The 15,561-nt window shown below is 71.3% G+C and carries 12 protein-coding genes; 5 read left to right on the forward strand and 7 right to left on the reverse strand.

All coding sequences use genetic code 11. The features are described 5' to 3' along the window. Positions 1–5: 5 nt before the first annotated feature. Positions 6–665 carry a histidine phosphatase family protein gene (locus tag GR130_RS30655; RefSeq protein WP_159507704.1) on the reverse strand — a complete coding sequence of 220 codons (660 nt, stop codon included), beginning with the start codon at positions 663–665 and terminating at the stop codon, positions 6–8. Between the two features lie 269 nt (positions 666–934). Beyond that, positions 935–2,554, reverse strand: coding sequence for a ribosomal protection-like ABC-F family protein (gene abc-f, locus GR130_RS30660; protein ID WP_159507705.1), 1,620 nt, complete (start codon positions 2,552–2,554; stop codon positions 935–937). 117 nt (positions 2,555–2,671) lie between these two features. On the opposite strand from abc-f, the gene GR130_RS30665 reads away from it, so the two are divergent. Beyond that, entirely contained in the window at positions 2,672–3,418 is a 747-nt protein-coding gene (locus tag GR130_RS30665) for a TetR/AcrR family transcriptional regulator (RefSeq protein ID WP_236573686.1), read from the forward strand. A gap of 50 nt (positions 3,419–3,468) precedes the next feature. Here the strand turns inward: GR130_RS30665 and GR130_RS30670 are convergent, their stop codons facing one another. Then, positions 3,469–4,074, reverse strand: a complete 606-nt coding sequence (locus GR130_RS30670; protein ID WP_159507707.1) for a YdbC family protein — start codon at positions 4,072–4,074, stop codon at positions 3,469–3,471. Positions 4,075–4,375: 301 nt separating this feature from the next. Here GR130_RS30670 and GR130_RS30675 point away from each other — a divergent pair, with 301 nt between their 5' ends. Beyond that, on the forward strand, positions 4,376–4,897 hold the full coding sequence (locus tag GR130_RS30675; protein WP_159507708.1) for a TerD family protein: 522 nt from the start codon (positions 4,376–4,378) through the stop codon (positions 4,895–4,897). A 99-nt stretch (positions 4,898–4,996) separates the two neighbouring features. On the opposite strand, the gene GR130_RS30680 is transcribed toward GR130_RS30675, so the two are convergent. Then, a complete protein-coding gene (locus tag GR130_RS30680) occupies positions 4,997–5,587 on the reverse strand; it encodes a CGNR zinc finger domain-containing protein (protein ID WP_201305051.1) in 591 nt (196 codons plus the stop codon). Between the two features lie 146 nt (positions 5,588–5,733). Between GR130_RS30680 and GR130_RS30685 the strand changes: the two genes are divergently transcribed. Together GR130_RS30685 and GR130_RS30690 are read left to right on the forward strand one after the other, a co-directional pair. After that, on the forward strand, positions 5,734–7,005 hold the full coding sequence (locus GR130_RS30685; protein ID WP_159507710.1) for an MFS transporter: 1,272 nt from the start codon (positions 5,734–5,736) through the stop codon (positions 7,003–7,005). Between the two features lie 409 nt (positions 7,006–7,414). Further along, a complete protein-coding gene (locus tag GR130_RS30690; protein WP_159507711.1) occupies positions 7,415–8,275 on the forward strand; it encodes an alpha/beta fold hydrolase in 861 nt (286 codons plus the stop codon). A gap of 296 nt (positions 8,276–8,571) precedes the next feature. Here GR130_RS30690 and GR130_RS30695 read toward each other — a convergent pair whose 3' ends face one another. Together GR130_RS30695 and nrdR are read right to left on the reverse strand one after the other, a co-directional pair. Beyond that, the gene (locus GR130_RS30695) at positions 8,572–11,445 is read right to left on the reverse strand and encodes a vitamin B12-dependent ribonucleotide reductase (protein WP_159507712.1); all 2,874 of its coding nucleotides are present in this window, start codon (positions 11,443–11,445) and stop codon (positions 8,572–8,574) included. Between the two features lie 121 nt (positions 11,446–11,566). Further along, on the reverse strand, positions 11,567–12,097 hold the full coding sequence (gene nrdR, locus GR130_RS30700; RefSeq protein WP_159507713.1) for a transcriptional regulator NrdR: 531 nt from the start codon (positions 12,095–12,097) through the stop codon (positions 11,567–11,569). A 574-nt stretch (positions 12,098–12,671) separates the two neighbouring features. On the opposite strand from nrdR, the gene lexA reads away from it, so the two are divergent. After that, entirely contained in the window at positions 12,672–13,469 is a 798-nt protein-coding gene (lexA, locus tag GR130_RS30705) for a transcriptional repressor LexA (protein WP_043266465.1), read from the forward strand. Positions 13,470–13,584: 115 nt separating this feature from the next. Here lexA and GR130_RS30710 read toward each other — a convergent pair whose 3' ends face one another. Next, positions 13,585–15,552, reverse strand: coding sequence for an ATP-dependent DNA helicase (locus GR130_RS30710; RefSeq protein ID WP_159507714.1), 1,968 nt, complete (start codon positions 15,550–15,552; stop codon positions 13,585–13,587). Positions 15,553–15,561: the final 9 nt, after the last annotated feature.

Below are 15,561 nucleotides of genomic sequence, written 5' to 3' on the forward strand. Positions count from 1 at the left end.
GCACTCTAACCGGTGACGCCATAAGGCTCGGGTTCACACCAGCGGTCGAAGGGGCGATCGAGGGAGTAGCGGCCGTCCAGCCCGAGGAGCAGGGTGCGCCATTCCGCGTTGCCCGGATTGGACAGCGACTCGAACTCCGCGACCGTCCAGTGGAACCAGCGCATGCAGAACAGACGCATGGTGAGGCCGTGCGTGACGATCAGGACGTTGGGTGGGTGGCGGGGGTCCTCGAAGCTGCGCCAGAGGCTCTCCAGGAACGCCCCGACCCGGTCGTAGACGTCCGCGCCGGATTCCCCTTGGGCGAAGCGGTAGAAGAAGTGGCCGTAGGCGTCGCGGTATGCCTTCTGGAGGCGTACGTCGTCGCGGTCCTGCCAGTTTCCCCAGTCCTGCTCTCGAAGCCGGGGCTCCTCGCGGACGCGGACCCTGTCGGGGTCCAGGCCGAGGAGCCGGAAGGTCTGGTGGGTGCGGCGGTACGGCGACACATAGGCGGAGACCCGTTCGTGGCCGAACATCTCGCGCAGCTGCACACCGGCTTCCTCGGCCTGCCGCATACCGGTCTTGGTCAGGGAGAGCGCGTGGTCGGGCTCGCGCTCGTAGATGGTGTCGTCGACGTTGCCCTCGGACTCTCCGTGGCGGACGAGGACAATGCGTCGGGGCCGGGCCATGCCGCCAGCCTAAATCCGCTGCCCTGTACATGCCGCATCCGGCCTCCCTGCCGGGCCCTCGCCTCCGGTGCCGTCCTGATCGCACGACACTCCTCTCTGCGCATGCCGTGTGCTCCGTACTTCCGTGACCCCTCCGGGTACTTCCACGGCCCTCCGGCCGTCCGCCCTCCGCCCTCTCCGTCTCGCGGTCCGCGGGTGCCGCTGCCCCGGGGTGCTGCTACGTCCACCGTTGTGCGCAGCCCCTCGCCGGTGGATTCGGTGCGGGCCGGTCAGCAGGGGACGAGGACCGGGCGGCCGTCGCGTATCTCGTACGGGCGGCCCGCGAAGCGACGGCGCAGCAGGCGGTCGTGGGAGACGACGACCAGGGCGCCGGGCCATTGCGCCAGGGCTTCCTCCAGTTCCTCGACAAGGGCGAGGGCCAGATGGTTGGTCGGCTCGTCGAGCAGCAGCAGATCCGCCGGACGGGCGAGCAGGCGGGCCAGGGCGAGACGGCGGCGCTGGCCGGCGGAGAGTGCCCCTACCGACACCTGCAGATCACGCTCCCGGAACAGGCCGTAGGACAGCAGGAGAGCGGCCCGTTCTTCGGCGTCGCCGGCCAGGCCCTGGCTGAAGTTGGTCAGCAGCGGCTCGGCGGGGCGGGAGACCGGTATCTCCTGGGCAAGAAACCCGATGCGTCCTCGACGGACGACCGTGCCGCGCTCCGGTTCGGTGACGCCCGCCAGGACGCGCAGCAGTGTGGACTTGCCCGCGCCGTTGGCGCCGTGGACCAGCAGACGCTCGCCGGCGCCCACGGTGAGCGAGTCGACCGCGAGCCGGTCACCGACCCGTACCCCGTCGAGCCGGACGAGGGTGCCCTCGGCCTCGCCGACGCCGGGCGCCGCGCGGAAGCGGAGCGGCTCGGGAGGGCTGGGGACCGGCTCCTCGCGGAGCCGGCGCAATCGCTCCTGGGCGTTGCGCACCCTGCTGGAGACGGATGCCTGGACGCGGCCCCTGTCCCGGTCGTAGGCCATTTTGTTGTTGTCCTTCATGAGCCGTCCCCGGGCGACGCCGTGTGCCGTGCCCGCCGCGTACGCGGTGAGTTGGTCGATCTCGTCGCGCCACCGGGCGTGGTCCTGTTCCCAGCGGCGGCGGGCGGCGGCTTTGGTGGCGATGAAGGTGCCGTAGCCCTCGCCGTAGCGGGCGAGGTCGCGGCGGTCGGCGTCGACCTCGACGATCGTGGTGGCGATGCGTTGGAGGAAGAGCCGGTCGTGGGAGACGGCCAGGACCGTGCCGCGGTGGGCGAGCAGGGCGTCTTCCAGCCAGTCGAGGGCGGTCGCGTCGAGGTGGTTGGTCGGTTCGTCGAGGAGCATGACCTCCGGTGATGCGGCGATGAGGCAGGCGAGACCCAGCCGGGCCTGCTCGCCCCCGGAGAGGCTGCCGAGCCGCCGGTCGTGACCCAGCGCCTCCAGGCCCAGGCCGTGCAGGGCCCTGGCGACGCGGGCGTCGGCTTCGTAGCCGCCGCGCAGCTCGAAGAGGGTGAGCAGGTCTCCGTACTCGTCGAGCCTGCTGGTCCCGGCGCCGCCCAGGTCGGACTCCAGGGCGCGCAGCCGGCGTTCGACGGCTCTGAGGTCGGCCAGGGCCGCGTCGATCGCATCCCGGACGGTGTGGTCCGGGGGGAGGTCGGGGGTCTGTCCGAGGTAGCCGACACCACCGTCGGCGCTGAGCACGGTGCGGCCTTCGTCGGGCTGCTCGATGCCCGCGATGATGCGGAGCAGCGTGGACTTGCCGGCCCCGTTCTCCCCCACGATCCCGACGCGGTCACCGGGGCGTATCGACAGGGAGACACCGTCGAGCAGCAGTCGGTCGGCATAGGACTTGGTGACGTCGTGCAACGAGATCTGGGTGGGCAAGCGAACCTCCAGGCAATGCCGCAGCACTCCGAGCACCCCCGGAGCCAACAAATGCAACTAGTGTTGCGTTACGCTGATGATGACACGGGAGACCCACTAACGCAACAGGAGTTGCAGTTGTCTGGCGAGGACGAGAAGAAGCAGGCCGGAGCGGCATCCGGCGGCGGCACACCCGCGACCGCGCCCACCCCTGGCACCCGGCGCCCCGGCGGGCGCACCGCCCGCACCCGGGCCGCCGTCCGCGACGCCGTCCTGACCGGCCTCACCGAGCACGGCTATCCCGGACTGACCGTCGAATACGTCGCCGAGCACTCCGGCGTGCACAAGACGACGCTCTACCGCCGCTGGGGCGACGTCGAGGGACTGGTGGCCGACGCCCTGGACCTGGCGGGCGAGGACACCTGGACCCCGCCCGACACCGGCTCCTTCGAGGGCGACCTGCGGGCGCTCGCGCACGAGGTCGTCACCTCGTTCGCCGACCCGGCGGTGGCCGCGTCGGGGTCCGCGTTCATCGCAGCCGCCTTCCAGTCGGAACGGGCCGCCGCGGCGCTGCGCGCCTACTACACCGAGCGGTTCGCGCGCTGCGAGACCATCGTGGAGCGCGCCGTCCACCGCGGGGAACTGACCGGACCGGAGCCCCTCCCCGGCTCCCCCGAGGGGGCCGCCATCGACGCCGGGGCGCTGGTCCGATCGGTCTCCGCGCCGCTGTTCTTCCGGCTGTTCGTCAGCCGGGAGCCGGTCGACACGGCACTCGCCGACCAGGCCGCGGCGGCAACCCTGGCCGCCGCCCGCGCGGGCGTCTTCACCACGGAACGGCCGGCCGCGGCGGCCTCGGGCGACGGCTCCCCCGGCACCGCCACCTGACCGCACCGGCCGCGCCGTTCACCGCCGCGGCGCGACGGCCGGCGATGCGTTCACACCGTCCAGGACGGTTCGAGCTGCACCACATCGCCCGCGATCGCGCGTACGTCCGCGGCTATCTGGGCCCGCAGCGCCAGCCGTTCCACCCGCTCCGGCCGGTACTTCCCGCGCTCGGCCGCGGACTGCCACATGGACAGGACCAGGAATTCCTCGCCGGGGGCCCGGCCGACCATCCCCCGCAGCATGCCCGGCGAACCGGCCATCGCCGGGTTCCAGACCTTCTCCTGCATGAGGACGAAGTGGTCCACCCGCTCCTGGCGCACCTGACAGTGCGCCAGCCGCAGCACGTCCGCGTCGCCGAACGCCGGCCGGAATCCGACCTTTACGTCGAATTCATGCTCGAAAAGCCGGACTTGGCTGTCCTTGTAGGTGCCGACCTGGGAGGCGGCCAGCCGGTCGTGGGAGCGCGCCATGAAGGAGTCGTAGAACGCCCGGCTCTCCCAGAAGGCGACGAGATGCGCCACGCCCGGACGCCCCCGGCTCCACCCTCCGGCCTGTCCTCGGAACCCTGGCTCCCCCAGCAGCCCCGCCCATTTCCGCTGCCCCCGCTCGAACCCTCGACGGTCCACAACGGTGAGGCGAATCCACTTGACCAGCACCGCGCCATCGTACGGCCCGCGGGCACGCCGAATAGCTGCGCGTCACACGGCGACCTCCCCGAACTGCCTTACGGGCGCGGATCAATGGGGAGCGGCGCGCCCTGCCCCCGCGCTCCTCCCCTCGGCCGGTCCGCGGTTGCCGGGCGGCGGCACCGTTCGTCACGGGTTATCCACAGGCGGAGTTCACCTCGTCCGCCGGACGCCCCTGCGTGGCACCATGGCAAACAAGGGGAAATCCTGGGGAGTTGCCCGCATGCACGCGGGCGAGCCGCGCCACGGGAGCTGACGGAAGGGGAGCCCGGTGAGCACGCTCAACAAAGGCATCGACAAGGTCGAGGTAGCGCTCGGGTGGGACCCCAGCCCCATCGGTGAGCCGGACAACGACCTCGACATCATCGCGGCGACGTACCCGGCGGACGCACCACACGGCGAGCCGGCATATCTGGTGCACTTCGACAGCCGGTCGCCCGACGGAACCATCACCCTCAATCGCGACAGCCGGACCGGCCAGGGATTCGGCGCCGACGAGGTCATGACGCTGGAACTGAACCGGCTGTCCGAAAGCTACTCCCGCGTCGTGGTGGGCGTTCTCATACAGCAGACCGACGGCCGGAAGGTCTTCGGCGAGGTGGAGAACACCGTTGTCGTGGTGCGCGAGGGATACCACCAGCTGGCCGAGAACGACCTCGCCGAAGTCGCGGAGGCCACCGCGGCGGCGGTCGCCGAATTCTCCCGGGACGCGGCGGGCGAATGGCGGTTCCACCCCGTCATACGCGGATTCGACGCCGACCCGGACACGTTCGCCGGGCTCATGGGCGGCTGATGACCGGCTGAAGGACGCCGTCGGCAACGGCACGCGCCCGTACGGAGGGGAGCCGGCGGCCGGCCGCTTCCCCTGCCTCTCCTTCGGGCGCTCCCGCTCTCACGTTTCTCTCCCCGCAGCCTCCTGCCGCTTGCGGCGGCGGTGCGCCGCGACCCGTTCCCGGGAGGCGCAGGTGGCCGAGCAGTAGCGGCGGGCGCTTCCGGGGCCGGTGCCCGAATAGAGGGTTCGGCAGCCGGACGCGGCACATTCGCCCCAGGGGATGCGGCCGTATTCGGTCAGAACCTGGGCCAGCGCCAGGGCACTTGAGGCCAGGAACCAGCCGGCCCAGCTCGCGTCATCGCCCCGGTCCACGTGGAGGTGCCAGGGGTGGCCGCCGTGCCGGGAGAGATGTGGACGGGCGCCGCACTCGGCCAGCAGCGCGTTGATGGCGAGCGCGGCCCGGTCGATGTCGGTCTCCGCGAGGAGGTGCGCGATACGGGCCGCGGCGCCGCGCAGGTCATCGGCGTCGTGCTGCGAGAACGCCTCGTCGGTGAGGTCGTCCGGGCCCTCCCCATGGCGCGCGAGGAGTTCGGCGAGGGCCGTACGCGGCAGGCCGGGGGCGGAACGCACCGCGTTCGCCAGGTCGATCAGCCGGTCCATGGGCCGGAAGCCGTGCTGTGCCGCGCCACCGATACCGGTCATGTCCCCCATCTCCCTGCTGCCGAGTCCCGGGCGAGCGCTCGGATGATCTTCGCGCCGGCGACGTGGGCCGGCCAGGTGTAACGTCTTATTCGTTTAGCACGTTACACCTGTCCATCGCCCGTCGCCCGTTTCCCGCCGCCCGTGGAGGAATCGCCGTGCGCACACCCCAACTCCCCACCGGATTACGGCTCTATCCGGCCACCGCCTTCTTCGCGCGGCTCGCCGAGGAGGGCGCCGGCGTGGCCGTGGTGCTGCTGGCGCTCGCCCGTACCGGAAGCGCGACTCAGGGGGCGTACACCCTCACCGCCTGGATGGCACCGCACGTCCTCGCCGCCCCCCTGGTGGGCGCCGTCGCCGCCCGGATGCAAAGGCCCCGGTTCTTCTACGCCGGCGCGCTGGGCGGTTTCGCCGCGGCCATCGCCGCACTGGCACTGCTCATGGGCCGCGCTCCCGTCCCCGTCACCCTGGCCACAGCCCTCGTCGGCGGCTGCTGCGGCCCGGTGGTCTCCGGCGGGCTGTCGGGGCTGATCGCCAGCCTGGTCCCGGCGGGCGCCTCGCGCGACCGCGCCTACGCACGGGATGCGGCGGTCTACAACGCCGCATCGGTGGCCGGGCCCGCGGTCGTCAGCGTCATCGCCGGGCTGACCGCGCCGGGACCCGGGATGTGGCTGCTGGCAGGAGCGGCAGCCACTGCCGCGGTACTGGCCACCGCGCTCCCCCACCCGCGCGCGCTTCCCGGCGCGTGTCCCGCGGAAGCGCCCCCGGCGCCGGTCCCGCCCGCCGCGCCGACCACGCTGCGGTCCGATCTGGCGGCGAGCCTCGCGGCCGTACGGCACATCCCCGAGCTGCGGGCGATCACCTCGGCGACCTGCCTGGCATTCGTCGGGATCGGCGGGCTGACCACCGCCGCGGTGCTGCTCGCCACCTATCGGGGCAGCCCGGGGAGCGGTGGCGCCCTGATGACCGCGTTCGCCGTCGGGGCGCTCGCCGGATCCCTGGCCCTGGCCCGCCGGGAGCCGCGCATTCCGGTCCAACAGCAGGCCACCGTCGCCCTGTTGGGCACCGGGCTGGCACTGGGCGCCGCGGCCCTGATCCCGGCGCCGCCTGTCATCGTGGCGCTGTTCGCCATCGCGGGGCTGTTCGACGGTCCGCTCCTGACCGCGACGCTGCGGATCCGGGCGGATCACGCCCCGGCGCGCGTACGGGCCCAGGTCTTCACCCTGGGGGCGGGCCTGAAGATCACGGCAGCGGCCTGCGGGGCGGCCCTCGCCGGACTGGCCGCACCGCTGCCACCGCCCGCACTGCTGCTGGCCATCGCCGCCCTCCAGCTCGCCGGTGCGCTGCTCCATGCGCGCGGCCGGTCGGCCACTCACCACTCCCCTGGTGCGGCGGACCGGCTCCCGGAATCGCACTCCCGCGCGGCCTGACAGCCGTCGCCGGCGGCCTGCTCCGACGCAAGTGGTGGGGAGTCCAAGACGGCACGGCGGCTCGTCCGACTCACCCCTGCCCGCCACATCGGCCACCGCACCTCGTCAGCCGCATCACGGACGGAAGATCACGGAGAGAAAGCCCGCAGGGGGAAGTCCGGCACGGCAGAAATCCACGGACAACGGGTCCATGGGCAGGAAGTTCCACGGGCAGGGAGTTCGCGAACGCGCAGGGGATTCGGCAGACACGCAGGGAAGTCCACGGGCGCCTGACCCGGGCGCCGGGAATTCGGGGGCCGGAAATGCCCGGGGCACGCCCTCAGGACGCAACAGCGCAATCCGGACCAGGAACACCCCTCCGGCAGGTAATCCCTTGCCGTGATCGTCAGGCCTTCACAAAGATGGCGCCATGCCCACCTTCAGCGCGCCCGACGGGACCCAACTCGCCTACCAGGAACAAGGAGAAGGCGGGGAACCGCTGCTCTGTATTCCCGGTGGGCCCATGCGCGCCGCCGCCTATCTCGGCGATCTCGGCGGGCTCTCGCGGCACCGCCGGCTGATCATGCTCGATCTGCGCGGCACCGGCGGCTCGGCCGTCCCCGCCGACCCGGCGACGTACCGCTGCGACCGACAGGTCGACGATGTCGAGTCGCTCCGCGCCCACCTGGGAACGGACCGCGTCGATCTTCTCGCCCACTCCGCGGGCGGTGATCTCGCGCTGCTCTACGCGGCCCGGTACCCGCGGCGCGTCCGCTCGCTCACGCTGGTCACGGCCCGTGCGCGGGCCGTGGGCGTCGATTTCACCGAGGAGCACCGCCGGGAGGCGGCCTCGCTGCGGTCGGCCGAGCCGTGGTTCCCGGAGGCGCACGCCGCCTACGAAGCCGTGTGGGCCGGTTCCGCGACGGACGCGGAATGGGACGCCATCGCCCCGTTCTTCTACGGCCGTTGGGATGCGGTCGCCGCGGCCCACGCCGCCGGCGAAGTGGCGCAGACCAACGAACCGGCCGCGGAGATCTATGCCTCCCGCGGCGCGTTCGACCCGGCCGCGGCACGTGCCGCCCTCGCCGCCGGGGAGGCACGGGTCCTGGTCCTCGCGGGTGGGAAGGACGGCGGCCCGCTCCCCCGCGTCGCCGCCGACATCGCCGAACTGCTCCCCGGCGCCGAACTGGCCGTCCAACGGGACGCCGGCCACTACCCATGGCTCGACGATCCCCACCACTTCACCCGGACCGTCGAGGAATTCCTCTCGGCGGGGAAACCCGGCCGTTAACCGGGAGAAGCCCCAACCGGCCGCCTGGCTCCCGCCGCCGGGGGTTCCCGCCGACGGGGATTTCCGGTCAGGCGGTTCAGGGCCGGGAGCAACCGGTGCACACCGCATCCGGCCGCAGGCAGGCATCAGGTCCACGACAGCCCGGCCGGGGCGCTCCCGGGCTCCCACCCGGCCGGCCCGGCAAAAAACCAGGGCGGTGGAGACCGGATGTCCGGTTCCACCGCCCTGGCCGGCTCTTCACGCCGGCTCATGCCCCCCGGCTACGTACCTGCGTACGCGCCGGGGAGCGTGCGCCGTCAGCTGCAGCCGCTCGTGGAGCCGCAGCCCTCGCAGAGGTAGCAGCTGCCGGCCCGCTGCATCTTCGTGCCGCAGGAGAAGCAGAGCGGCGCGTCGGCGTTGATGCCCAGCTGCATCTCGACCAGTTCGGCGTTGGTGTGCGCCTGCTTCGGGGCCGGCGCGGCGGGCTCCTCGACGATCTTCACCGTCGGGGTGGCCTCCGTCTGGCGCGGGGCGGACTGGGCCAGCCCCTCGACGTCGACCTCGTCCTCGGCCGGCTCGTACGAACCGGTCTCCAGGTGGCGCTGGCGCTCCTCGACGGAGTGGATGCCCAGTGCCGAGCGGGTCTCGAACGGCAGGAAGTCCAGCGCCAGGCGGCGGAAGATGTAGTCGACGATCGACTGCGCCATCCGCACGTCCGGGTCGTCGGTCATACCGGCCGGCTCGAAGCGCATGTTGACGAACTTCGAGACGTACGTCTCCAGCGGCACGCCGTACTGGAGGCCGACCGACACCGCGATGGAGAAGGCGTCCATCATGCCCGCGAGGGTCGAGCCCTGCTTGGACATCTTCAGGAAGACCTCGCCGAGACCGTCGTCCGGGTAGGAGTTGGCGGTCATGTAGCCCTCGGCGCCGCCGACGGTGAAGGAGGTGGTGATCCCCGGGCGGCCCTTGGGGAGGCGCTTGCGGACCGGGCGGTACTCGACGACCTTCTTCTCCGCGGTCTGCGCGGCGGGCTCGGCCTTCTTCTCCTCTTCCTTCTTCTTGGCGGAGAGGGGCTGGCCGACCTTGCAGTTGTCGCGGTAGATCGCGAGCGCCTTCAGGCCGAGCTTCCAGCCCTGGAAGTAGACGTCCTCGATCTCCTCGACGGTGGCGGTCTCCGGGACGTTGACCGTCTTGGAGATCGCGCCGGAGAGGAACGGCTGGGCCGCGGCCATCATGCGGACATGGCCCATCGGGGAGATGGAGCGCTCGCCCATGGCGCAGTCGAAGACCTCGTAGTGCTCCGGCTTGAGGCCGGGGGCGTCGACGACGTTGCCGTGCTCGGCGATGTGGGCGACGATCGCCTCGACCTGCTCGGGCTGGTAGCCGAGCCGCTTGAGCGCCTTGGGGACCGTGTTGTTCACGATCTGCATGGAGCCGCCGCCGACCAGCTTCTTGAACTTGACCAGGGCCAGGTCCGGCTCGACGCCCGTGGTGTCGCAGTCCATCATCAGGCCGATGGTGCCGGTCGGGGCCAGCACGGACGCCTGGGCGTTGCGGAAGCCGTTCTTCTCGCCGAAGCGGAGCACGTCCTGCCAGGCTTCGGTGGCCGCGGCCCAGACCGGGGTGTCCAGGTCGTCCATCCGCACCGCGCTGCCGTTGGCGTCGGAGTGCTGCTTCATGACGCGCTTGTGGGCGTCGGCGTTCCGGGCGTAGCCGTCGTACGGGCCGACGACCGCGGCCAGTTCGGCGGAGCGCTTGTAGGAGGTGCCGGTCATCAGGGAGGTGATGGCACCCGCCAGCGCGCGACCGCCGTCGGAGTCGTAGGCGTGGCCGGTGGCCATCAGCAGGGCGCCGAGGTTGGCGTAGCCGATGCCCAGCTGGCGGAAGGCGCGGGTGGTCTCGCCGATCTTCTCGGTGGGGAAGTCCGCGAAGCAGATCGAGATGTCCATCGCCGTGATGACCAACTCGACGACCTTGGCGAAGCGCGCGGCGTCGAAGGACTGGTTGCCCTGGTCGTCGTCGCGGAGGAACTTCAGGAGGTTGAGCGAGGCGAGGTTGCACGAGGAGTTGTCCAGGTGCATGTACTCGCTGCACGGGTTGGACGCGGTGATCCGGCCCGTCTCCGGCGAGGTGTGCCAGTGGTTGATGGTGTCGTCGTACTGGATGCCGGGGTCGGCGCAGGCCCAGGCGGCCTCGGCCATCTTGCGGAACAGGCCCTTGGCGTCGACCTCCTCGATGACCTCGCCGGTCATCCGGCCGCGCAGCCCGAACTTGGCGCCGGACTCGACGGCCTTCATGAACTCGTCGTTCACGCGGACCGAGTTGTTGGCGTTCTGGTACTGGACGGACGTGATGTCGTCGCCGCCCAGGTCCATGTCGAAGCCCGCGTCGCGCAGCGCGCGGATCTTCTCCTCTTCCTTGACCTTGGTCTCGATGAACGCCTCGACGTCGGGGTGGTCGACGTCGAGGACGACCATCTTGGCCGCGCGGCGGGTGGCGCCACCGGACTTGATCGTTCCGGCGGAGGCGTCGGCGCCACGCATGAAGGAGACCGGGCCGGAGGCGTTGCCGCCGGAGGAGAGCAGCTCCTTGGAGGAGCGGATACGGGAGAGGTTCAGGCCGGCGCCGGAGCCGCCCTTGAAGATCATCCCCTCTTCCTTGTACCAGTCCAGGATCGACTCCATGGAGTCGTCCACGGAGAGGATGAAGCAGGCGCTGACCTGCTGCGGCTGCTGGGTGCCGACGTTGAACCACACCGGGGAGTTGAAGCTGAAGATCTGGTGGAGCAGGGCGTGGGCCAGCTCGTGCTCGAAGATCTCGGCGTCGGCCGGGGAGGCGAAGTAACCGTTCTCCTCGCCGCTCTTCCGGTACGTCTTGACGACCCGGTCGATGAGCTGCTTCAGGCTCGACTCCCGGTTCGGGGAGCCCACCGCACCGCGGAAGTACTTGCTCGTGACGATGTTGACCGCGTTCACCGACCAGAACTCGGGGAACTCGACGCCACGCTGCTCGAAGTTGACCGAGCCGTCGCGCCAGTTGGTCATGACGACGTCACGGCGCGCCCACTCGACCTCGTCGTACGGATGCACGCCGGGGGTGGTGTGGATGCGCTCGATACGCAGACCCTTGCTCACCTTGCTGCCCTTGGCGCGGGAGCCTCGTGCCGGGCCGCTCGTCGTCTCTGTCATTCCGCCTCCCTGTATAGGCAAACGCCCATATGTGCACACTCATTCCGTGGCACGGTGTATGTCTTTCTGCGACCGGGACGCCCTGCTCTCGCCCCGGCCCAGGTCTGGATGCGCGCCGAGCTCAGTCGGCGGCGGTGGCGGGCACGGGAACGGCCGGGTCGCCGGCCTCCTCGTCCGTCCCGCGGTCCTGCACGGGCGGTCCCTGCTCGCGCTGCTCCCGCAGCTCGGCGATGGCCGCCTCGAAGTCCTCTAGTGAGTCGAACGCCCGGTAGACGGACGCGAAGCGCAGGTACGCGACGAGGTCGAGTTCCTGCAGCGGACCCAGTATGGCCAGCCCGACGTCATGGGTGGTCAGCTCGGCGCTGCCGGTGGCGCGCACCGCCTCCTCGACCCGCTGGCCGAGCTTGGCGAGCGCGTCCTCGGTGACCGGCCGCCCCTGGCACGCCTTGCGCACCCCCGCGATGACCTTGTTGCGGCTGAAGGGCTCGGTGACCCCGCTCCGCTTGATCACCATCAGTGACGCCGTTTCGATCGTCGTGAAACGGCGGGAGCAGTCGGGGCACTGGCGGCGCCGGCGGATCGCCGTCCCGTCATCCGTGGTGCGACTGTCGACGACCCGGCTGTCCGGGTGCCTGCAGAAGGGGCAGTGCATGGCTCCACCCTCCTCACCCTCGAATACGGACGCACGCCAAAGGAACCGGCGTACGGCGACTGACCTCCGGCCGGTCCGTACGGGCCCTTCGGAGCAGCCACCAGCATAGGCGATCCCCGGGGCCTCGAAGGACCCGGCACCACAACTTGTAGGCGGCCGAACGCATCTAAGCACTAGATATGGTGTCGGGGTGCTTATACGTGCCTACCGCGTGTCGCGATGGAGGCGGGCCGGCGGGCCGTCCAAGAGGGTACGGGAAGGCACCCGGGGGGCCGGCCGGAGGGGCGGGGATGACACAATCGGCGGCGTCGCGGCGGCCCGCCGGCGCGACGGCCGTTCACCGGTTTTCCGGAAGGGCCGCCGACCGGAAACCCGGGGCGGAAACCGACGCGGAGGCCGGAGGGAAACCCGGCGGAAAGCACCCCGGGGACCCGAATTGCCATTGGGCCATACACCCCGCTGCGTGATCAGGTCAGCCAATCGCTGAATTTTTCACTCGAACGTGTGTTTGGCGCAACCTTTCGAAAGCAACTACCGTTGGCTAACTAGGGAGAACATTTCGAGAGGGGCCGACGTGACCACCACCGCAGACAGCGCGACCATCACCGCACAGAGCCACTCCCAGAGCCGATTCGAACAACCGCAAAGGGCACAGCGGCCGATGGATGACGCCACGTCGGGCTCCGAAGAGAACAAGCCGACCCGCTCGCTTCCGGGACGCCCCCCGGGAATTCGCGCCGACAGCTCCGGGCTCACCGATCGCCAGCGCCGGGTGATCGAGGTGATCCGGGATTCGGTGCAGCGGCGCGGCTATCCACCGTCGATGCGCGAGATCGGCCAGGCGGTCGGGCTGTCCAGCACCTCCTCCGTCGCCCATCAGCTGATGGCGCTGGAGCGCAAGGGCTTCCTGCGGCGCGACCCGCACCGCCCGCGGGCGTACGAGGTCCGCGGCTCCGACCAGCCCACGAGCGCGGCGACGGAGACCGCCGGCAAGCCCGCCGCGTCCTACGTCCCCCTGGTCGGCCGGATCGCGGCCGGTGGCCCGATCCTCGCCGAGGAATCCGTCGAGGACGTCTTCCCGCTCCCCCGCCAGCTGGTCGGTGACGGCGAGCTGTTCGTGCTGAAGGTCGTCGGCGACTCCATGATCGAGGCCGCGATCTGCGACGGCGACTGGGTCACCGTCCGCCGCCAGCCGGTCGCCGAGAACGGCGACATCGTCGCCGCGATGCTCGACGGCGAGGCGACCGTCAAGCGCTTCAAGCGCGAGGACGGCCATGTGTGGCTGCTGCCGCACAACTCCGCGTATCAGCCCATCCCCGGTGACGAGGCGACCATCCTCGGCAAGGTGGTCGCGGTGCTGCGCCGGGTCTGACCCCGCGCTCGCGACCGGGCCCCGGAACCACTGCGCCGGTTCCGGGGCTCGACTCTGTCCCGGAACCGGCGCCGCTCCGGCGGGCCTGCTCCTGAACGGTCGTGGTCACCGCCGGCTACCCGGCCTCCTTGGCTGCCTTGTCGATGGCCGCGAGGGAGCGGCGGACCTGATTCCGGTCGGTGGTGTACCAGAAGTCCGGCATGGACTTGCGGAGGAAGGAGCCGTAGCGGGCCCGCTCCACGCGCGGGTCCAGTACCGCGACCACACCGCGGTCGTCGGTGGCCCGGACCAGGCGGCCCGCCCCCTGGGCCATCAGCAGCGCCGCATGGGTCGCGGCGACCGCCATGAAGCCGTTGCCGCCGGCCTCCTCCACCGCCTTCTGCCGGGCGCTCATCAGGGGGTCGTCCGGGCGCGGGAAGGGCACCCGGTCCATCACCACCAGCTGGCAGTTGGGGCCGGGCACGTCGACGCCCTGCCAGAGCGACAGCGTGCCGAACAGGCAGGTCCGCGCGTCCGCGGCGAAGTTCCGGATCAGCTCGCCGAGGGTCTCCTCGCCCTGAAGCAGGACCGGCATGTCCAGCCGGCCCCGCATCGCCTCGGCCGCGGCCTGGGCGCCGCGCATCGAGGAGAACAGCCCGAGCGTCCGCCCGCCGGCGGCCTCGATCAGTTCGGCCAGCTCGTCGAGCATGTCCGTACGGCTGCCCTCGCGGCCGGGCTGGGCGAGGTGCTTGGCGACGTAGAGGATGCCCTGCTTGCCGTAGTCGAACGGCGAGCCGACGTCCAGCCCCTTCCACACCGGCTCGTCGTCGCCCTGGGTGCCCTCGGGGGCCAGGCCGAGAGAGGCGCCGACGCCGTTGAAGTCGCCGCCCAGCTTGAGGGTGGCGGAGGTCAGCACCACGGAGCGGTCGGCGAACAGCTTCTCGCGGAGCAGGCCGGAGACGGAGAGCGGGGCCACCCGCAGGGAGGCGCCGAAGCGGTCGTGCCGTTCGTACCAGACGACGTCGTACTCGGAGCCGTTGGCGATCCGCTCGGCGACCGCGTGGACGTTCTCCACCGCGGCGATGGCCTGCTTGCGGACGGCGTCCTCGTCCTGGACGGACTTGTCGCGGGTCGCGCCGAGCGCCGAGATGACCGTGCGGGCCGCGTCCCGCAGCGCCATCAGGCAGTAGCCCAGCTCCTCCGGGATCTCCTCCAGGCGGCCCGGCAGCGCCAGCTCCATCAGCCGCTCGAAGGTCTCGGCGGCCGTCTGGAGCTGGTCGGCGGCCTTCTCGTCGACCAGCTTGGCGGCGCGGCGGACGGCGCGGTTGACCTGGCCGGGGGTGAGTTCGCCGGTGGCGACGCCGGTCACCCGGGAGACCAGCTCATGTGCCTCGTCGATGATCAGGACCTCGTTCTGCGGCAGGACCGGGGCGCCCTCGATGGCGTCGATCGCCAGCAGGGCGTGGTTGGTGATCACCACGTCGGCGAGCTTGGCGCGCTCGCGGGCGGCCTCGGCGAAGCACTCCGCGCCGTACGCGCACTTGGAGGCGCCCAGGCACTCCCGGGAGGAGACCGAGACCTGGCCCCAGGCGCGGTCCGAGACACCGGGGGTGAGGTCGTCGCGGTCGCCGGTCTCGGTCTCGTCCGCCCAGTCGCGCAGCCGGAGCAGGTCCTTGCCGAGCTTGCTGGTGGGCGTCGCCTGCTCGAAGACGTCGAAGAGACCGTCCTCCTCTTCCTGCGGGGCGCCTTCGTGGAGGCGGTGCAGGCAGAGGTAATTGGAGCGGCCCTTGAGCATCGCGAAGCTGGGGCGGCGGCGCAGCAGCGGATGCAGCGCCTCGACGGTCCGCGGCAGATCACGCTCGACGAGCTGGCGCTGGAGGGCGAGGGTGGCGGTGGCGACCACCACTCTCTCGCCGTGGGCCAGCGCCGGCACCAGATAGCCGAGGGACTTTCCGGTGCCGGTGCCGGCCTGCACCAGCAGATGGGAGGTGTCGTCCACGGCCTCGGCGACGGCCTCGGCCATGGCTACCTGGCCGGGCCGCTCGGTGCCACCGACGGCGGTGACGGCGGCATGGAGCAGATCGGGGAGAGAGGGCTTCGTCATAGCGCTTGC

Source organism: Streptomyces sp. GS7, assembly GCF_009834125.1.
Lineage (GTDB): Bacteria > Actinomycetota > Actinomycetes > Streptomycetales > Streptomycetaceae > Streptomyces.